The following is an 18375-nucleotide window of genomic DNA, read 5'->3' as shown; positions in this document are numbered from 1 at the left end:
CGGGGCGCCCGCGGGCGGCGGGCGGGCCGGGCTGTCGGCGGGCTCGCATAGGCTTCCGGTGTGGACGAACCGGACCTCTTCACCGCCGCCGCCGAGGAACGCCAGGCCAAGGAGCCCGGCCGGGCCCCGCTCGCCGTGCGGATGCGCCCGCGCACCCTCGACGAGGTGGCCGGCCAGCGGCAGCTGCTGAAGCCCGGCTCGCCGCTGCGCCGCCTGGTCTCCGGCTCGCGCGGCCCGGCCGCGACCAGCTCGGTGATCCTCTGGGGCCCGCCCGGCACCGGCAAGACCACGCTGGCGCACGTGATCAGCCAGGCCGTCGAGGGCCGCTTCGTCGAGCTGTCCGCGATCACCGCCGGGGTGAAGGAGGTCCGCGCGGTCATCGACGGCGCCCGCCGCGCCGTCGGCATGACCGGCCGGGAGACGGTGCTCTTCCTGGACGAGATCCACCGCTTCTCCAAGGCCCAGCAGGACTCGCTGCTGCCCGCCGTGGAGAACCGCTGGGTCACCCTGATCGCCGCGACCACCGAGAACCCGTACTTCTCGGTGATCTCCCCGCTGCTCTCCCGCTCGCTGCTGCTCACCCTGGAGTCGCTGACCGACGACGACGTCCGGGCCCTGCTGCACCGCGCGGTGGCCGACGAGCGCGGGCTGGCGGGCGCGGTGGAGCTGACCGCCGAGGCGGAGGACCACCTGGTCCGGCTGGCCGGCGGGGACGCCCGGAAGGCGCTCACGACGCTGGAGGCCGCGGCCGGGGCGGCGCTGGAGAAGGAGGAGGCCGCGATCACGCTGGCCACCACCGAGACCGCCGTCAACCAGGCCGCCGTCCGGTACGACCGGGACGGCGACCAGCACTACGACGTGGCCAGCGCGCTGATCAAGTCGATCCGGGGCAGCGACGTGGACGCCACGCTGCACTACCTGGCCCGGATGATCGAGGCGGGGGAGGACCCGCGGTTCATCGCCCGCCGGCTGATGATCTCGGCGAGCGAGGACGTCGGCCTCGCCGACCCGACGGCGCTCCAGACGGCGGTGGCGGCGGCCCAGGCGGTGGCCCTGATCGGGTTCCCGGAGGCGCGGATCATCCTCTCCCAGGCGGCGATCGCGCTGGCGCTGGCGCCCAAGTCCAACGCCGCCTACCTGGCGATCGACGCGGCGCTGGCGGACGTCCGGCAGGGGATGGCCGGGTCCGTCCCGCCGCACCTGCGGGACGCGCACTACGGCGGCGCCGGCAAGCTGGGGCACGGCCAGGGGTACCAGTACCCGCACGACCTGCCGGAGGGCATCGCGACGCAGCAGTACGCGCCGGACGCGGTGCACGGCAAGGAGTACTACCGGCCGACCCGGCGCGGCGGCGAGGCCCGGTACGCGGACGTCGTGGAGTGGACCAGGGGGCGGCTCAGGGGAGAGTGATCCCCGGGTATACTCGTGCGAAGTGCCATGTCCCGGGACGGCGGCAGGGGAGACCCTGACCGACCGGCCGCACCAGCGGGACACCGGCCACGGCCCTCCTCGGAGGGCCCAGGAGCGTCGCGCACCGTTTCGGTGTCGCGTGCAGCCCACCAGAGCACCGTGGTGGGCCACTCGTGTGCAAGCACTTCCGTGCCCGGCTCCGGAGAGCGGCTGATCGCACTGCCTTCAGGGCGGTGGGGTTGTCTCCGGGTCGCGACGAGCGACCTCCGTCAACACCTGGTGAAGCCGTAGTCGGAAGCAAGGAAGGTTTGGTTCATGGCGAACCAGAAGCGTCCCAAGGTCAAGATCGCGCGTGCGCTCGGCGTGCCGCTGACCCCGAAGTCCGTCAAGTACTTCGAGGCCCGCCCGTACCCGCCCGGCCAGCACGGCCGTGGCCGCAAGCAGAACTCGGACTACAAGGTCCGTCTGCTGGAGAAGCAGCGTCTGCGCGCCCAGTACGACCTGAGCGAGAAGCAGATGGCGCGCGCGTTCGACCGCGCGAAGAAGGCCGAGGGCAAGACCGGTGAGGCGCTCGTCGCCGAGCTGGAGACCCGTCTGGACTCGCTGGTGCTGCGTTCGGGCATCGCCCGCACCATCTACCAGGCCCGCCAGATGGTCGTCCACGGCCACATCGAGGTCAACGGCGGCAAGGTCAACAAGCCGTCGTACCAGATGAAGCCGGGCTTCGTGGTCACCGTCCGCGAGCGCAGCAAGGAGAAGGTCCCGTTCCAGGTCGCCCGTGAGGGTGGCTACGCGGGTGAGGGCCAGACCCCGAAGTACCTCGAGGTCAACCTGAAGGCCCTGGCCTTCCGCCTGGACCGTGCGCCGCAGCGCAAGGAGGTCCCGGTGATCTGTGACGAGCAGCTGGTGGTCGAGTACTACTCGCGCTGACCCGCGAGCGGTACGCCTGTCGTACCCAGCGAGCCCCCGTCGCCTTCGTGGCGACGGGGGCTCGCCCCTTTTCCGGTGCCCCAGGGACGGTGCGTCACCCGGACCGGTTCAGTACTCCTCGCCGGTCATCGCGGCGACGAGCCGCAGGTGCGGGCGGGCCTCCTCGGCGCGGTTCTGGCGCTCCAGGGTGCGCCCGAGCATCAGCCGGGCGTAGTCCTCGGCGGGGTTCGCGTCGAGCACCCGGCGCAGCTCGGCCTCGGCCCGGGACAGCTGGGCGGAGTGGAAGTAACTGCGGGCCAGGAGCAGCCGGACCGAGAGGTTGGCCGGCTCCTCGGCCAGCACGTCCTCCAGCATCCGGGCGGCGTCCGTGTACGCCTTGGAGTCGAAGTAGAACGTCGCCATGCGGTAGTCGTCGGCGGTGTGGGTGGCCACGGGGTGCTCCTTCCGTACGGGCCGGGTGTCTCTGGCCGCTCCAGCAATGGACAGGATTCAACTATTCCCGCCCGGATCCTCGTCCGCGGCCGACGGCGGCGCCCTGCCCGGCCCGGCGGCGGTGCGGTCGCCGGCCCCCGCCGTCCCGGCCGCCGCGGGCTCAGCGCCAGACCGGTGACGGCCGCGGCGTCGGCGGCATCGGCCCGGGACCCGGCCCCGGGCTCGGCCCCGGGCCCTCCGGACGCCCGCCGCCGAGGGCCCGGCGCACGGCCGCGTCCAGGTCCAGCCGGGCGCCGCTGGCGAAGAAGTCGGTGAACTCCTGCTCGGTCAGCCCCGCGCCGGCCCGCTCCTCGCAGGCCCTGTGCGGACCGTTGAAGGTCCGCGAGCCGAAGAAGGGCTTGCCCACCGTCTGCCAGATCCGGTGCGCCGCGCCCTGCAGCACCCGGGCCTCCCGCAGGTCGCCGGGCTCGCCCGGGCCGCCCGGCTCCGTCTCCAGCAGCGCCAGCAGGTCGATCGCCAGCACGATCCCCAGCAGGTCGTTGAACAGGTGGTTGAGCCGGACGCTCTCGCGGGCCAGGGCCCGGGCCGGCCGCACCTCGCCGTTCAGCCAGTGCGAGTACGCGAGGGCGTAGAGCGCGTACGCGTACGCCCACTGCTCGCCGTGGTCCTCGCACAGCTCGCGGACCTGCGCCAGCCAGAGCTCGCCGCTCTCGCGGTCGCCCTGGAAGAGGTAGGCGATGCCCAGCTCGAACATCGCCATCAGCACGTTGCTGTTCAGCTCGCCGATGGTCCGGTAGTGCCAGAGCGCCTCCTCGAACAGCTCGGCCGCGCGGACCGGCTCGTCGCCGATCAGCGCCGCGCAGCCCTGCCGGTGCACGGCGTAGGCGAGCGCCCGGTCGTCCCCGGTGGCCAGCGCCTGCCGGCGGCACTGCTCCAGCGCGGGGCGGGCGGCGACCAGGTCCCCCTGGAGGGTGGCCGTGTAGCCGGTGACCCAGAGCGCCTTGGCCCGGGCCTCGGTCGGTTCCGGGTCCAGCGCCAGCGCCCGGTCCAGCCAGTGCCGCCCCTCGCCGAGGTGGCCGCAGCCGACCCAGTAGAACCAGAGGGTGCCGGCCAGCAGCAGCGCGAGCTGCTCCTCCCCGGGCTCGGCCAGGCAGAACTCCAGCGCGGCCCGCAGGTTGGCGTGCGCCAGCTCGGTGCGTTCGGCGGTCTCCGCCTGTCGGGGGCCGAACCACTCGACCTCGCCCCAGGTGGCCACGCCCAGGTACCAGTCACGGTGCCGGCGCAGCAGCCGCTGCTCCTCGCCGGCCGCGCGCAGCCACTGCAGCCCGTACTCGCGGACGGTGTCCAGGAGCCGGAACCGGACACCGAAGGCGCAGTCCTCGCGGAGCACCACGGACTTGGCGACCAGCTCGGTCAGCAGGTCGAGCAGCTCGTCCGGATCGACGCCGCCGCCGGCGCAGACGTACTCGGCGGCGTCCAGGTCGAAACCGCCGGCGAAGACGGAGAGGCGGGCCCAGAGTAAACGTTCCTGCACCGTGCAGAGCTCGTGACTCCAGCCGATCGTCGTGCGTAAGGTCTGATGGCGCGCGAGCGCCGTCCGGTCGCCCCCGGTCAGCAGCCGGAACCGGTCGTCCAGCCGGGCGCCGATCTGCGCCACCGACAGCGTCCGCAGCCGTCCGGCGGCCAGCTCCACCGCCAGCGGGATGCCGTCCAGCCGCCGGCAGAGCTGGGCGATCGTCTCCGCGCTCTCGGCCGTGACCTCGAAGGACGGCACCACCGCCCGGGCCCGGTCCTCGAACAACTGCACCGCGTCCGGCAGCGCCCCCGGGTGCACCGGGCCGACCGGCAGCGGCGCCAGGGTCAGCAGGTGCTCGCCGGCCGTCCGCAGCGCCACCCGGCTCGTGGTCAGCACACGCAGGCCGGGCAGCGCCCGCAGCAGCGCCCGGACGAGCTCCGCACAGGCCTCCGCCAGGTGCTCGCAGCCGTCCAGCACCAGCAGCAGCCGGCGGCCGACCAGCTGCTCGGTCAGCACGTCCAGCGGTGACCGTGCGGTGCCGTCCGTCAGCCGCAGCGCCTCCAGGACGGCGTGCCCGAGCAACTGCCGGTCCTGGACGGGCGCGACCTCGACCAGCCAGGTGCCGTCCGGGAACGCCCCGCCCGCCCGGGCCGCCGCGCGGAGCGCCAGCCGGCTCTTGCCGACCCCGCCCGGGCCGGTCACCGTCACCAGCCGCTGCCCGGCCAGCAGCCGGGCGAGTTCGGTCAGCTCCGGCTGCCGGCCGACGAAGCTGGTGACCTCCGCCGGCAGCCGCCCCGGTGCGGTCGCCCCGGGCCGCGGTGTGGATTCCCCGTCCAAGCGCTGCTCCCCGTGTGTCCCGGCCCGGGCCTGCGGTCCGGGCGTCCGTCGGGCCGCGTGGATGGCGGCCTGCCTGGCAGAACGAGGTGACCGGCGGGTAGGTTACGCGCGCGGATCGCACACCCGACCGGATCGCCGGGCGGTCCCGTCCCGGCAACCCGGTCCGGAAACCGGGCGTGGTCGCGATAGGGTTCCCCTGGAGAACCGCAAGGCGAGGGAGCGCGTCGAAGTGTCCGTGGGAGAGCTGGCCGGTCTGCTCGTCGCCGTGTTCTGGGCGGTCCTGGTCACCCTGCTCGCGGTCGTGCTGGTCCGGCTCTCGCGGGTGCTCAAGGAGGCCACCGTCCTGGTCTCCGCCGTCACCGAGCAGGCCGTGCCGCTGCTGACCGACGCCGGAGCGGCCGTGCGCAGCGCCAACGAGCAGCTGGAGCGGGTGGACGAGATCACCGCCAACGTGCAGGACGCCGCCGCCAACGCCAACGCGCTCTCCTCCACCGTCGCGGCCACCCTGGGCGGCCCGCTCGTCAAGGTCGCCGCCTTCAGCTACGGCGTGCGCAAGGCCGTCGCCAAGCAGCAGGGCGGACCGGTCCTGCCCACCCAGCCGTCCGAGCGCGAGGAGCTGGCCCGGCTGATCCGGGCCGAGGTGCGCGCCGCGACCGTCCCCAAGAGCGGCCTGCTCGCGCGGGTCCGGCGTGCGGTGAGGAGCTGACGGCATGGTGCGACGCATCTTCTGGATGGCGGTCGGCGCCGGTGCCACCGTCTGGGCCATGAACAAGGCCAACGAGGCGGTCCACCGGCTCACCCCGGACAGCCTCTCCGGCACCGCCGCGCGCGGCGCGCTGAACCTGGGTGACGCGGCCAAGCGGTTCGCGCTGGACGTGAAGGCCGGGATGGCCGAGCGCGAGGAGCAACTGCGGGAGGACCTCGGACTGGACGGCACCGCCGTCGTGGAGCCCCGTCACCGCCGCGTCCTGCGCGGCGAGCCCCAGTACCGAGCTATCTCGGCGGCGCCCGGCAGCCCGGCCGCCGCCCTGCCTCCGTCCAGCAGCGCCCGCGCACCGTCCGACGGTGCCCGCACCACCCCCCAAGCCATCGAAAAGACGCCCCGACGTGCGCTTCCGCCGCGGGGCGGTACTGACCGGAAGGACCACTAATGGAGTCGGCAGAGATCCGCCGCCGCTGGCTGCGCTTCTTCGAGGAGCGCGGCCACACCGTCGTTCCGTCGGCGTCCCTGGTCGCCGACGACCCCACCCTGCTGCTGGTCAACGCCGGCATGGTGCCGTTCAAGCCGTACTTCCTGGGCGAGGTCAAGCCGCAGTTCTCGCGCGCGACCAGCGTGCAGAAGTGCGTCCGCACCCTGGACATCGAGGAGGTCGGGAAGACCACCCGGCACGGCTCCTTCTTCCAGATGTGCGGCAACTTCTCCTTCGGCGACTACTTCAAGGAAGGCGCCATCAAGTTCGCGTGGGAGCTGCTCACCGGCTCCGTCGCGGACGGCGGCTACGGCCTGGAGAAGGAGAAGCTCTGGATCACCGTCTACCAGGACGACGACGAGGCCGAGCAGATCTGGCGTGACGTCATCGGCGTCCCGTCCGAGCGCATCCAGCGGCTCGGCATGAAGGACAACTTCTGGTCGATGGGCGTCCCCGGCCCGTGCGGCCCGTGCTCGGAGATCAACTACGACCGCGGCCCCGCGTACGGCGAGGAGGGCGGCCCGGCCGTCAACGGCGAGCGCTACCTGGAGATCTGGAACCTGGTCTTCATGCAGTACGAGCGCGGCCACGGCGACGGCAAGGACGGTTTCGAGATCCTCGGCGACCTGCCGAGCAAGAACATCGACACCGGCCTCGGCCTGGAGCGCCTCGCCGCCATCCTCCAGGGCGTCGACAACCTCTTCGAGATCGACACCAGCCGGATGATCCTGGACCGGGCGGCCGAGCTGACCGGCCACACCTACGGGGCGGACCGCCGCTCGGACGTCTCGCTGCGCGTGGTCACCGACCACATCCGCACCGCCCTGATGCTGATCGGCGACGGCGTCACCCCCGGCAACGAGGGCCGCGGCTACGTGCTGCGCCGCATCCTGCGCCGCGCCATCCGCAACATGCGGCTGCTGGGCGCCACCGGTGTGGTCGCCAAGGACCTCACCGACGTCGCCATCAAGGCGATGGCCCCGCAGTACCCGGAGCTGGAGGCCGACCGCAAGCGCATCGAGACGGTCGTCGTCGGCGAGGAGGCGGCCTTCCTGCAGACCCTGAAGGCCGGCACCAGCCTGCTGGACGCCGCGGTCACCGAGACCAAGCAGGCCGGCGGCGCGGTGCTCTCCGGCGACCAGGCCTTCAAGCTGCACGACACCTACGGCTTCCCGATCGACCTCACCCTGGAGATGGCCGAGGAGCAGGGCCTCCAGGTCGACGAGAGCGGCTTCCGCCGCCTGATGCAGGAGCAGCGGGACCGCGCCAAGGCGGACGCCAGGGCCAAGAAGATGGGCCACGCCGACGTCGCCGCCTACCGCGAGGTCGCCGACAGCTCCGGTGCCAGCATCTTCACCGGCTACACGCGCACCGAGGGCGAGGCCACCGTGGTCGGCCTGCTGGTGGACGGCGTGCCGTCGCCGGCCGCGTCCGAGGGCGACGAGGTCGAGATCATCCTCGACCGCACCCCGTTCTACGCCGAGGGCGGCGGCCAGCTCGCCGACCACGGCCGGATCCGGCTGGACTCCGGCGCGGTCGTCGAGATCCGTGACGTGCAGCAGCCCGTCCCGGGCGTGGTCGTGCACTCCGGCGGCGTGCTGTTCGGTGAGGTCGTGCTCGGCTCCGCCGCGTACGCCACGATCGACGTCGAGCGCCGCCGGGCCATCGCCCGCGCCCACTCGGCCACCCACCTGACCCACCAGGCGCTGCGCGACGCGCTCGGCCCGACGGCCGCCCAGGCCGGTTCGGAGAACGCGCCGGGCCGCTTCCGCTTCGACTTCGGCTCGCCCGCCGCCGTGCCCGGCAGCGTGCTGGTCGACGTCGAGCAGAAGATCAACGACGTGCTGACCCGCGAGCTGGAGGTCACCGCCGAGGTCATGACGATGGACCAGGCCCGCAAGGCCGGCGCCATCGCCATGTTCGGCGAGAAGTACGGCGACGAGGTCCGGGTCGTCACCATCGGCGACTTCTCCAAGGAGCTGTGCGGCGGCACGCACGTCGGCAACACCGCCCAGCTGGGCCTGGTGAAGCTGCTCGGCGAGTCCTCGATCGGCTCCGGCGTGCGCCGCGTCGAGGCGCTGGTCGGCGCCGACGCGTACCGCTTCCTGGCCCGTGAGCACACCGTGGTCGCCCAGCTCACCGAGCTGGTCAAGGGTCGCCCGGAGGAGCTGCCGGAGAAGATCTCCGGCATGCTCGCCAAGCTCAAGGACGCCGAGAAGGAGATCGACCGCTTCCGCGCCGAGAAGGTGCTCGCGGCTGCCGCGGGCCTCGCCGACTCGGCCGAGGACGTGCGCGGCATCGCCGTGGTGGCCGCCAGGATCGGCGACGGTACCGGCGCGGACGAGCTGCGCAAGCTGGTCCTGGACGTGCGCGGCCGACTGGGCTCGCGCCCGGCCGTGGTCGCCGCGTTCACCGTGGCGAACGGCCGCCCGCTGACCGTGATCGCCACCAACGAGGACGCCCGCGGGCGCGGCATCAAGGCCGGCGAGCTGGTCCGCACCGCGGCCAAGACCCTCGGCGGCGGCGGTGGCGGCAAGGACGACGTCGCCCAGGGCGGCGGCACCGACCCGGCCGCGGTCGACGCGGCCATCGCCGCCGTGCGCGGCCTGGTCGCGGAGCGCGCCTCCTGATGGACGAGCAGGTCGAGGAGCGGCCCTTCCGGCGCGGGCGGCGGATCGCCGTCGACGTCGGGGACGCCCGGATCGGGGTCGCGTCCTGCGACCCCGACGGGGTGCTCGCCACGCCGGTCGAGACCGTCCCGGCCGGGGCGAAGTCGCAGGCCAGGATCGCCGCGATCGTCGAGGAGTACGAAGCGGTCGAGGTGATCGTCGGACTGCCGCGCTCGCTCAGCGGCAAGGAGGGTCCGGCGGCGGAGAAGGTCCGGGGCTACGCGGCCCGGCTGGCCAACCGGCTCTGGCCGGTACCGGTCCGGCTGGTCGACGAGCGGATGTCCACCGTCACCGCGACCCACGGGCTGCGCGCCTCCGGGGTCAAGGCGAAGAAGGGCCGCTCGGTGGTCGACCAGGCCGCCGCCGTGGTGATCCTGCAGACCGCCCTTGAGTCCGAACGGGTGAGCGGACGCCCGCCCGGTGAGAGCGTCGAGGCGGACGCCTGACCGCCCTGGTCTAACGTCCCGGTGAGGGGCCCGTGCGGACGCGTCCGCACGGGCCCCTCTGCCGTTGCCGTCGTGCGCTTTCCGCGCGGGCCCGCCGAGGGGGCGCAGTGACCGACCTGGACTTCACGCCCGGACTCACCCCCGGCCACCTCGGTGCGCCGGTACTCGAACCGGAGGGCCGCCCGCCGGGCGCGCCCCGCCCGAGACCTGACGCGCCGGACCCGCACCGCCGGCGCAACGGGCTGGCCTGCCTGCTGACCGCGCTCTCGCTGATCGCGGTGTTCGGCGGGGCCGGGCTGGCCGGGTTCAGCTGGATCCAGGGGCAGCGCAAGCCGTCGGTCGCCGCGGACTACGCGGGCGCGGGATCCGGCTCCGTCCAGGTCTCGGTGCCGGAGGGCGCCGGGCTGAGCCAGATCGCCTCGGCGCTGGTGCGCAACGGCGTCGTCGCCAGCTCGACCGCCTTCACCCGGGCGGCCAAGGGCAGCGCCGCCGCCGCCGGGCGCATCCAGCCCGGCACCTACACGCTCCGGCAGAAGATGTCGGCGGCTGCCGCGCTCGCCGTGCTGGTCGACCCGGCCAACGCCAACGGCCTGACCATCCCCGAGGGGTGGCGCGGCAGCCAGATCTACGCGGCGATCGACCGGAAGCTCCAGCTGCCCGAGGGCAGCACCGAGAAGGCCGCGCAGGAGCAGGCCGCCGAACTGGGCCTGCCGGAGTTCACCAACGGCAGCCCCGAGGGGTACCTCTTCCCCGCGACGTACAGCGTCACCGAGGGCACCGACGCGGTCGACCTGCTCCAGCAGATGGTCGAGCGGGCCGGCAAGGAGTTCGCCCGGGACGACGCGGAGGTCGTCGCGCAGAACCTCGGCCAGAGCCTGTACGGGCTGGTGACCATCGCCAGCATGATCCAGGGCGAGGCCGACAACGCCGAGGACATGGGCAAGGTCTCCCGGGTCATCTACAACCGGCTGGCGAAGAACATGCCGCTCCAGCTGGACTCGACGATCAACTACGCGCTCGGGCGGTCGACGCTGAACACCAGCGTCACGGACACCCGGCTCGACTCGCCGTACAACACCTACCGGCACGCCGGGCTGCCGCCGACGCCGATCTCCAACCCGGGGCGGCAGGCGATCATGGCGGCGGTCGACCCGACGGCGGGGGACTGGCTCTACTTCGTCACGGTGAAGCCCGGGGACACCCGGTTCACCGACAGCTTCGAGGTGCAGCAGAAGAACGTGGCGGAGTTCAACGCCACCCGGGTGTCGGCGAGCCCGACGGCCACGGCGTCCGAGTCCTCCTCGGCGTCGGCCGGTGCGTCGGCGCCGTCCGGGGAGGCCGGGCACTGACGGTGTCGTCCCTGCCCCGCGGGGGTGAGGTGACGGTTCGGGGGTGGTGCGGCGCCGGTCCGGTGAAGGTCCGCCGGACCGGCGCGGCGGTCGTTCCCCCGAGGTCCACCGGCCGCGTACGGAGGGCCCCTTCGACGGCCGACGGCTCGGCCGGGAGACGGTCTGCGGTACGGTAGCGTCTCCGTCCAGGTGTTGCGCTAGCACGCCGGTTCGAGAATCAGCCGGGACACCGTCCCGGACGGCCGGGCCGATCCTCCGGTCGTCTCCGTCGGTATAAGGGGATCAATGACCGATCTGGGTCGGGGCTACGGCCCCCAGGGCTCCGAGCCGTGGAATCCGGACGATCCCGGGTACGGCGGTCAGCAGCCGGTCCCCGGCCAGCAGGACGGGCAGTGGCAGCAGCACTCCCAGCAGGCGCAGTACGGCGGCGGTGAACAGGGGTACCCGCAGCAGCAGATGCAGCCCGGCGCGGGCCAGCAGGGCATGGGGCAGCAGGGTTACCCCCAGCAGGGGCACCAGCAGCAGGGTTACCCGCAGCAGAATCAGCAGCAGGGCTACTCGCAGCAGGGTCAGCAGCAGGGCTACCCGCAGCAGGGTCAGCAGCAGTTCGCCGGCGGCCAGCAGGGCTACCCGCAGCAGCAGATGCCGCAGGGCACGCCGCAACAGGGGTACCCGCAGCAGCAGATGCAGTCCGGTGCGGGCCAGCAGGGCTACCCGCAGCAGGGTCAGCAGCAGGGCTACCCGCCGCAGGGGCAGGGCCAGCAGCAGTTCGCCGGCGGCCAGCAGGGTTACCCGCAGCAGCAGATGCCGCAGGGCACGCCGCAGCAGCCCGTACCGCAACAGCCCGTACCCCAGCAGGCCGGGGCCCCGCAGGCCGGACCGCGGCAGCAGAAGGCGCCCGCCGCCGCGCAGCCCTCGGGCCCGGGCCCGGACGGCATCGACTGGGAGGCCGAGGCCGCCGCGCTGGAGGCCGGCGCCGACGGGCCGGAGACCGGCCCCGAGCACGCCGAGGACGAGTGGGACGGCCACGAGGAGGAGTACTCCGAGGACGCCGGCGAAGCGCCCGACGAGCAGGACGGGTTCCTCGGCGACCAGGACCAGTCCCGCGAGGCCAAGAAGAAGCGCAAGGAGAAGGGCAAGAAGTCGGGGCGCCGCAACGGCGGCGCCTGCCTGGTGGTCGCCCTGGTGCTGGTCGGTGCCGTGGGCGGCGCCGGCTGGTGGGGCTACGGCTTCTACCAGGACCACTTCGGCCCGCCGCCGGACTTCGTCGGCCAGGGTTCCGGCTCGACGACGGTCGAGATCAAGCAGGGCGCCGTGGGGGCCCAGATGGGCGCCGCGCTGAAGGCGGCCGGCGTGGTCAAGAGCGTCGACGCCTTCAGCAAGGCGTGCGAGAAGAACCCCAAGTGCACCACCATCCAGTACGGCACCTACACCCTCCCCCGCGAGATGTCCGCCGAGGCCGCGGTCGCGGCCCTCGTGGACGCGAACGGCGGCGAGAAGCTGATCGTCCAGGAGGGGCTGACGTCCACCGCCACCTTCGTGAAGATCGACGACAAGCTGAAGCTGGCCAAGGGCACCACGGCCGAGGTCGCCAAGGCCCAGGTCGGCAGCCTCGGCCTGCCCGCGTACGCCAACGGCAACATCGAGGGCTTCCTCTGGCCGGCCCGCTACTCGATCTCCGAGGGCATGAAGCCCGAGGACCTGCTCAAGCAGATGGTCAAGAACGCCGTCGAGCGCTATGCGAGCCTGGACGCGGAGGCCCCCAAGATCGGCCTCAAGAACGGCTACGAGGTGGTCATCGAGGCGAGCATCCTCCAGGCCGAGGGCAACAACCCGCAGGACTTCGCCAAGATGGCCCGGACCATCCAGAACCGGCTGGCCGACAAGGGCAAGATCGACGGCAAGCTCGGCATGGACACCACGCTGCAGTACGCGCTGGGCCGCAAGGTGCTCGACAAGAAGGACATCAACGACGCGTCCAACAAGTACAACACCTACTACAATCCGGGCCTGCCGCCCGGGCCGATCTCCAACCCGGGCGACGCCGCGCTCAAGGCGACGCTGAACCCGGCGGACGGCAAGTGGCTGTACTTCATCGCGATGTCGCCGGAGCTGACCCTGTTCGCGGACACGGACACCGAGCACGCGACCAACGTCGAGCAGTACTGCAAGGCGAACGGTCAGAAGTTCGACAAGGTGGCCGTCCACTGCACGACGAAGTGACAGCTGCTCAGGGAGACACCAGCGTGACCAGCAAGCACCGGGCCGCCGTCCTCGGCTCGCCGATCGCCCACTCGCTCTCGCCGGACCTGCACCGGGCGGCCTTCGCGGCGCTCGGGCTGGACGGCTGGCGCTACGACCGCTTCGAGGTCGACGAGGAGGGCCTGCCCGCCTTCCTCGACGGGCTGGACGAGACCCAGTGGGCGGGCTTCTCGCTCACGATGCCGCTCAAGCGCGCGGTCATCCCGCTGCTCGACGGGATCAGCGACGCCGCCCGCGCGGTCGAGGCGGTGAACACCGTGGTGTTCACCGCCGACGGGCGGCGGACCGGTGACAACACCGACATCCCCGGGCTGGTCAACGCACTGCGCGAGCGCGGCGTCACCGACGTCCCCTCGGCGGCCGTGCTCGGCGCCGGAGCCACCGCCTCCTCCGCGCTGGCGGCGCTGGCCCTGATCGGCACCCGCGAGGTGACCGTCTACGTGCGCAGCCCCGAGCGGGCCCGGGAGATGGCGGAGCTGGGGGAGCGGCTCGGCGTCGTCGTCCGGACCGCCGACTGGGCGCGCGGTGCGGAGGCGCTGGCCGAACCGCTGACCGTCTCCACCACGCCGGCCGGGGCCACCGACGGCTTCGCCGACGCGCTGCCGGCCGAGCCGGGCGCGCTGTTCGACGTGCTCTACCACCCGTGGCCGACGAAGCTGGCGGCGGTCTGCGCGGAGCGCGGGGCGACCGTGCTGGGCGGGCTGGACCTGCTGGTGCACCAGGCGGTGCTGCAGGACGAGCTCTTCACCGGGCGGGTGCCCGGCCCGCTGGCGGCGGTCCGCGCGGCGGGCGAGGCGGCGCTCGCCGGGCGCTGAGCCCGACCTCCCCCGGTGGTCCCGTCCGCCGTTCGGCCGGTCGCTGTCCGTCACCCGGACCGTGCGTCCGGGTGGTCCCGCGGCATGAAAGGATTCGGGGGAGAAGGCATGCACGCCCGGGCGGGTCGCGGCTGCGCGGCCGGTCCGCTGATGAAGGAGCTCCGTTGGGTACGTTGCGCTGGCTGACGGCGGGGGAGTCGCACGGCCCCGCACTCGTCGCGACGCTGGAGGGCCTGCCCGCCGGTGTACCGGTCACCACGGCCGTGGTGGCCGACGCGCTGGCGCGTCGCCGGCTCGGCTACGGCCGCGGCGCACGGATGAAGTTCGAGCAGGACGAGGTGACCTTCCTCGGCGGCGTCCGGCACGGCGAGACCATGGGCAGCCCGGTGGCGATCATGGTCGGCAACACCGAGTGGCCGAAGTGGGAGCAGGTCATGTCGGCCGACCCGGTCGACCCCGAGGTGCTGGCCGGTCTCGGCCGCAACGAGGCGCTCACCCGCCCCCGCCCCGGCCACGCCGACCTGGCCGGCATGCAGAAGTACTCGCTCGACGAGGCCCGCCCGATCCTGGAGCGCGCCAGCGCCCGTGAGACGGCCGCCCGGGTCGCGCTCGGCGCCGTCGCCCGCGCGTTCCTCAAGGAGACCTGCGGCATCGAGATCGTCAGCCACGTGGTCGAGCTGGCGGCCGCCAAGGCCCCGGCCGGTGTGCTGCCGCTGCCGTCCGACGAGGCGAAGCTGGACGCGGACCCGGTCCGCTGCCTGGACCCCGACGCCTCCGCGGCGATGGTCGCCGAGATCGACCAGGCCCACAAGGACGGCGACACCCTCGGCGGTGTGGTCGAGGTCCTCGCCTACGGCGTGCCGGTCGGCCTCGGCTCCCACGTGCACTGGGACCGCCGGCTGGACGCCCGTCTGGCCGCCGCGCTGATGGGCATCCAGGCGATCAAGGGCGTCGAGGTCGGCGACGGCTTCGACCTGGCCCGGGTGCCCGGCTCCCAGGCGCACGACGAGATCGTCCCGACCCCCGAGGGCGCCCGGCGCACCTCCGGGCGTTCCGGTGGCACCGAGGGCGGCCTCTCCACCGGCGAGCTGCTGCGGGTGCGCGCCGCGATGAAGCCGATCGCGACCGTTCCGCGCGCGCTGCGCACCATCGACGTGCGGACCGGCGAGCCGGCCAAGGCGCACCACCAGCGTTCCGACGTCTGCGCCGTGCCGGCCGCCGGCATCGTCGCGGAGGCGATGGTCGCCCTGGTGCTGGCCGACGCGGTGAGCGAGAAGTTCGGCGGTGACCACGTGTCGGAGACCCGCCGCAACGTGCGGAGCTACCTCGACCACCTGGTCGTCCGATGACCGCACCCGTCGTGGTGCTGGTCGGGCCGCCCGGCAGTGGCAAGTCCACCGTCGGGCAGACCGTCGCCGAGCGGCTCGGCGTCGGGTTCCGGGACACCGACGCGGACGTCGAGGCACAGGCGGGCAAGCCCATCCCCGACATCTTCATCGACGAGGGCGAGCCGCACTTCCGCGCGCTGGAGGCGGCGGCCGTGCGGGCCGCCGCCGCGACCCACGGCGGCGTGCTCGCGCTCGGCGGCGGCGCGGTGATGGCGGACGCCACCCGAGACCTGCTGCGCGGGCTGCCGGTGGTCTTCCTGGAGGTCCCGCTGGCCGACGCGGTCAAGCGGGTCGGCCTCGACGCCCCCCGCCCGCTGCTGGCCGTCAACCCGCGGGCCCGCTGGCGCGAGCTGATGGAGGCCCGTCGTCCCCTCTACCTGGAGGTGGCCACCGCCGTCGTCGACACCGCCGGCCGCACCCCCGGGCAGGTCGCGGACGCCGTACTGGAAGCACTGGAGCTGAAGACCCCCCATGACTGACATCGTCACGATCCACGTCGGCGGCAGTGCCGGCCACGACCCGTACGACGTGCTGATCGGGCACCAGTTGCTCGGCGAGCTGGCGCCGTTGATCGGCGGCCGGGCCCGGCGGGTGGCGATCATCCACCCGGAGGCGCTGGAGGCCACCGCCGAGGCGGTCCGGGAGGACCTGCTCGGTGAGGGCTACGAGGCGATCGCCCTCCAGGTGCCCAACGCCGAGGAGGCCAAGAGCGCCGAGGTCGCCGCCTACTGTTGGTCGGTGCTCGGCCAGACCGGCTTCACCCGCAGCGACGTCGTCGTCGGCCTCGGCGGCGGTGCCACCACCGACCTGGCCGGCTTCGTCGCCGCCACCTGGCTGCGCGGGGTCCGCTGGATCTCGATGCCCACCACGCTGCTCGGCATGGTCGACGCGGCGGTCGGCGGCAAGACCGGCATCAACATCGCCGAGGGCAAGAACATGGTCGGCTCCTTCCACCCGCCGGTGGGCGTGCTGGCCGACCTCGGCACCCTGGAGACGGTTCCGAAGCACGACTACGTGTCCGGCCTCGCCGAGGTCGTCAAGTGCGGCTTCATCGCCGACCCGGCCATCCTCGACCTGATCGAGGCCGACCCGGAGGGCGCCAGGACGCCCGCCGGGCCGCACACCGTCGAGCTGATCCGGCGCGCCATCCAGGTCAAGGCCGACGTGGTCTCCGGCGACCTCAAGGAGTCCGGCCGGCGGGAGATCCTCAACTACGGGCACACCCTCGGTCACGCCATCGAGCGCAACGAGCGGTACAAGTGGCGGCACGGCGCCGCGATCTCGATCGGCATGGTGTTCGCCGCCGAACTGGGCCGGCTGGCCGGGCGGCTGGACGACGAGACCGCCGACCGGCACCGCAGCGTGCTGGCCTCGGTCGGTCTGCCGCTCAGCTACCGCGCGGACGCCTGGCCGAAGCTGCTGGACGCGATGAAGATCGACAAGAAGTCCCGCGGCGACCTGATCCGGTTCATCGTGCTGGACGGCCTCGGCAAGACCTCCGTGCTGGAGGGCCCCGATCCGTCCCTGCTGGTCGCGGCCTACGCGGAGGTCTCCTCGTGACCAGGGTCATGGTGCTCAACGGCCCCAACCTCGGGCGGCTCGGCAGCCGGGAGCCGGACGTCTACGGCTCCACCTCGTACACCGGGCTGGTCGAGCGCTGCACCGCGCTCGGCACGGAGCTGGGCTTCGAGGTCGAGGTGCACGAGACCAACTCCGAGCAGCAGATGGTCGAGTGGCTGCACGAGGCGGCCGACGGCCGGGTCCCGGTGGTGATCAACCCTGGCGCGTTCACCCACTACTCGTACGCGATGCGGGACGCCGCCGCGCAGCGGACCGCGCCGCTGATCGAGGTGCACATCTCCAACCCGTACGCCCGGGAGACCTTCCGGCACACCTCGGTGATCGCCGCGGTGGCGTCCGGCACGATCGCCGGATTCGGGCTCGGCTCGTACGAGCTGGCCCTGCGCGCGCTCGCCGAGCAGCTCACCACGGGCTGACGGGCGGACGCCGCGCGTGTCGGCGGCCCGGCGGCGGACTGTGTCAGCTGCCGGGCCGCCGTGTAGTGTCCCCGCTGAAAAGAAGTCGGGAGGTGACCGTGACGCAGTACACCGGGGATGGCGGGCTCCCCCCACGTCCCGTCGCTCCGCCGGTCCCGCCGGGTCCCGGTAGCGCCGCCGGGCCGGTCTCGTCCGCGTCCTCGCAGGACTCCCTGTCGGGGCCGCCGACCGTACCCGTGCCGGTGGTCCGGCCCGGGCCGCCCACGGGCCCGCCGGCCGGTCCGCCCCCGGTGCCGCCCGCGCCCGGCCCGGCCTCCGTGCCCGCCCCGGGACCCTCAGGTCCGCCGCCGGTGCGGCTGGCCCCCGCCCCGGCCCCGGTACCGGCCGGCGCCACCGGGCACTTCCTGCTGCCCTCCGGCTCGCCCGTCCAGCTCCCGGCGCACCCGCCGCAGCCGCACGCGCCCTCCGGCCCGATCGCGGTCCTGCTGATCGGCCCTGCCGGGGCGGGCAAGACCACCGTCGCGCGGCACTGGGCCGAGCGGCGCCCCAGCCCGACCGCGCACATCAGCCTCGACGACGTCCGCGAGTGGGTGCAGTCCGGCTTCGCCAACCCGCAGTCCGGCTGGAACAACGCCTCCGAGGCGCAGTACCGGCTGGCCCGCCGGACGTGCGGCTTCGCCTGCCGCAACTACCTCGCCAACGGCATCTCCTGCATCATCGACGACGCGGTCTTCCCCGACCGCCCGGCGATCGGCCTCGGCGGCTGGAAGCGGCACATCGGGCCCGGCATGATCCCGGTGGTGCTGCTGCCCAGCCTGGACTCGGTGCTCAGCCGCAACGCCCGGCGGGGCGGCAACCGGCGGCTCGGGGACGAGGAGGTGGCCCGGATCCACGGCCGGATGGCCGGCTGGTACAACTCCGGGCTGCCGATCATCGACAACTCCCACCTGGACGTCGCGGCGACCGCCGCCGAGCTGGACCGGGTGATCCTGGCCCGGCTGCTGGGCATCCCGGTGCGCTGAGCGGCCCGTCCGGCCGGTCCGTGCGGCCCTCCGGTCCGTGCGGCCCTCCGTCGTCGCGGCCGGCCTGTCGGTGCCGACTGCGATGATGGACGGGTCCTGATCGAACCACCGG

16 protein-coding genes are annotated in these 18375 nt (G+C 73.4%); 14 read left to right on the top strand and 2 right to left on the bottom strand.

Going from position 1 to position 18375, the window contains the following annotated elements; all coding sequences use genetic code 11:
- Window positions 1-60: 60 nt before the first annotated feature.
- Window positions 61-1410 (top strand): replication-associated recombination protein A, encoded by a 1350-nt coding sequence (locus ACFWIC_RS29830; RefSeq protein ID WP_329882243.1) that lies wholly within the window; start codon window positions 61-63, stop codon window positions 1408-1410.
- A 315-nt stretch (window positions 1411-1725) separates the two neighbouring features.
- Window positions 1726-2340 carry a 30S ribosomal protein S4 gene (rpsD, locus tag ACFWIC_RS29825; protein ID WP_063346792.1) on the top strand — a complete coding sequence of 205 codons (615 nt, stop codon included), beginning with the start codon at window positions 1726-1728 and terminating at the stop codon, window positions 2338-2340.
- Between the two features lie 108 nt (window positions 2341-2448).
- On the opposite strand, the gene ACFWIC_RS29820 is transcribed toward rpsD, so the two are convergent.
- Window positions 2449-2742: a tetratricopeptide repeat protein gene (locus tag ACFWIC_RS29820; RefSeq protein ID WP_329882373.1), complete on the bottom strand. Its 294-nt coding sequence runs from the start codon at window positions 2740-2742 to the stop codon at window positions 2449-2451.
- A gap of 190 nt (window positions 2743-2932) precedes the next feature.
- Window positions 2933-5125 carry an AAA family ATPase gene (locus tag ACFWIC_RS29815; protein WP_329949845.1) on the bottom strand — a complete coding sequence of 731 codons (2193 nt, stop codon included), beginning with the start codon at window positions 5123-5125 and terminating at the stop codon, window positions 2933-2935.
- Between the two features lie 229 nt (window positions 5126-5354).
- Here ACFWIC_RS29815 and ACFWIC_RS29810 point away from each other — a divergent pair, with 229 nt between their 5' ends.
- The 12 genes from ACFWIC_RS29810 (at window position 5355) to ACFWIC_RS29755 (ending at window position 18263) form a co-directional block, all read left to right on the top strand.
- On the top strand, window positions 5355-5831 hold the full coding sequence (locus tag ACFWIC_RS29810) for a DUF948 domain-containing protein (RefSeq protein ID WP_329882241.1): 477 nt from the start codon (window positions 5355-5357) through the stop codon (window positions 5829-5831).
- A gap of 4 nt (window positions 5832-5835) precedes the next feature.
- A complete protein-coding gene (locus ACFWIC_RS29805; RefSeq protein ID WP_329882240.1) occupies window positions 5836-6276 on the top strand; it encodes a DUF6167 family protein in 441 nt (146 codons plus the stop codon).
- Entirely contained in the window at window positions 6276-8945 is a 2670-nt protein-coding gene (alaS, locus tag ACFWIC_RS29800; protein WP_329882239.1) for an alanine--tRNA ligase, read from the top strand. Before ACFWIC_RS29805 ends, alaS begins: the two co-directional genes overlap by 1 nt.
- Entirely contained in the window at window positions 8945-9430 is a 486-nt protein-coding gene (gene ruvX, locus ACFWIC_RS29795; RefSeq protein WP_380520434.1) for a Holliday junction resolvase RuvX, read from the top strand. Before alaS ends, ruvX begins: the two co-directional genes overlap by 1 nt.
- A 107-nt stretch (window positions 9431-9537) precedes the next feature.
- Window positions 9538-10779: an endolytic transglycosylase MltG gene (gene mltG, locus ACFWIC_RS29790; protein WP_329949848.1), complete on the top strand. Its 1242-nt coding sequence runs from the start codon at window positions 9538-9540 to the stop codon at window positions 10777-10779.
- A 285-nt stretch (window positions 10780-11064) separates the two neighbouring features.
- Window positions 11065-13002: an endolytic transglycosylase MltG gene (gene mltG / locus ACFWIC_RS29785; protein ID WP_380520433.1), complete on the top strand. Its 1938-nt coding sequence runs from the start codon at window positions 11065-11067 to the stop codon at window positions 13000-13002.
- A 23-nt stretch (window positions 13003-13025) separates the two neighbouring features.
- Window positions 13026-13856 (top strand): shikimate dehydrogenase, encoded by an 831-nt coding sequence (locus ACFWIC_RS29780; protein WP_329882234.1) that lies wholly within the window; start codon window positions 13026-13028, stop codon window positions 13854-13856.
- Between the two features lie 164 nt (window positions 13857-14020).
- A complete protein-coding gene (aroC, locus tag ACFWIC_RS29775; protein ID WP_380520432.1) occupies window positions 14021-15205 on the top strand; it encodes a chorismate synthase in 1185 nt (394 codons plus the stop codon).
- On the top strand, window positions 15202-15723 hold the full coding sequence (locus ACFWIC_RS29770) for a shikimate kinase (protein ID WP_329882232.1): 522 nt from the start codon (window positions 15202-15204) through the stop codon (window positions 15721-15723). Before aroC ends, ACFWIC_RS29770 begins: the two co-directional genes overlap by 4 nt.
- Window positions 15716-16804 carry a 3-dehydroquinate synthase gene (gene aroB, locus ACFWIC_RS29765; protein ID WP_329882231.1) on the top strand — a complete coding sequence of 363 codons (1089 nt, stop codon included), beginning with the start codon at window positions 15716-15718 and terminating at the stop codon, window positions 16802-16804. Before ACFWIC_RS29770 ends, aroB begins: the two co-directional genes overlap by 8 nt.
- 8 nt (window positions 16805-16812) lie before the next feature.
- Window positions 16813-17241 (top strand): type II 3-dehydroquinate dehydratase, encoded by a 429-nt coding sequence (gene aroQ / locus ACFWIC_RS29760; protein WP_329882371.1) that lies wholly within the window; start codon window positions 16813-16815, stop codon window positions 17239-17241.
- 98 nt (window positions 17242-17339) lie between these two features.
- Window positions 17340-18263, top strand: a complete 924-nt coding sequence (locus ACFWIC_RS29755; RefSeq protein WP_380355406.1) for an AAA family ATPase — start codon at window positions 17340-17342, stop codon at window positions 18261-18263.
- The last annotated feature ends 112 nt before the right edge of the window (window positions 18264-18375 follow it).

It is taken from the genome of Kitasatospora sp. NPDC127035, assembly GCF_042726075.1.
Taxonomy (GTDB): Bacteria; Actinomycetota; Actinomycetes; order Streptomycetales; family Streptomycetaceae; genus Kitasatospora.
The sequence above is the reverse complement of the archived record's forward strand: the minus strand, read 5'-3'. Positions and strand labels throughout refer to the sequence as shown.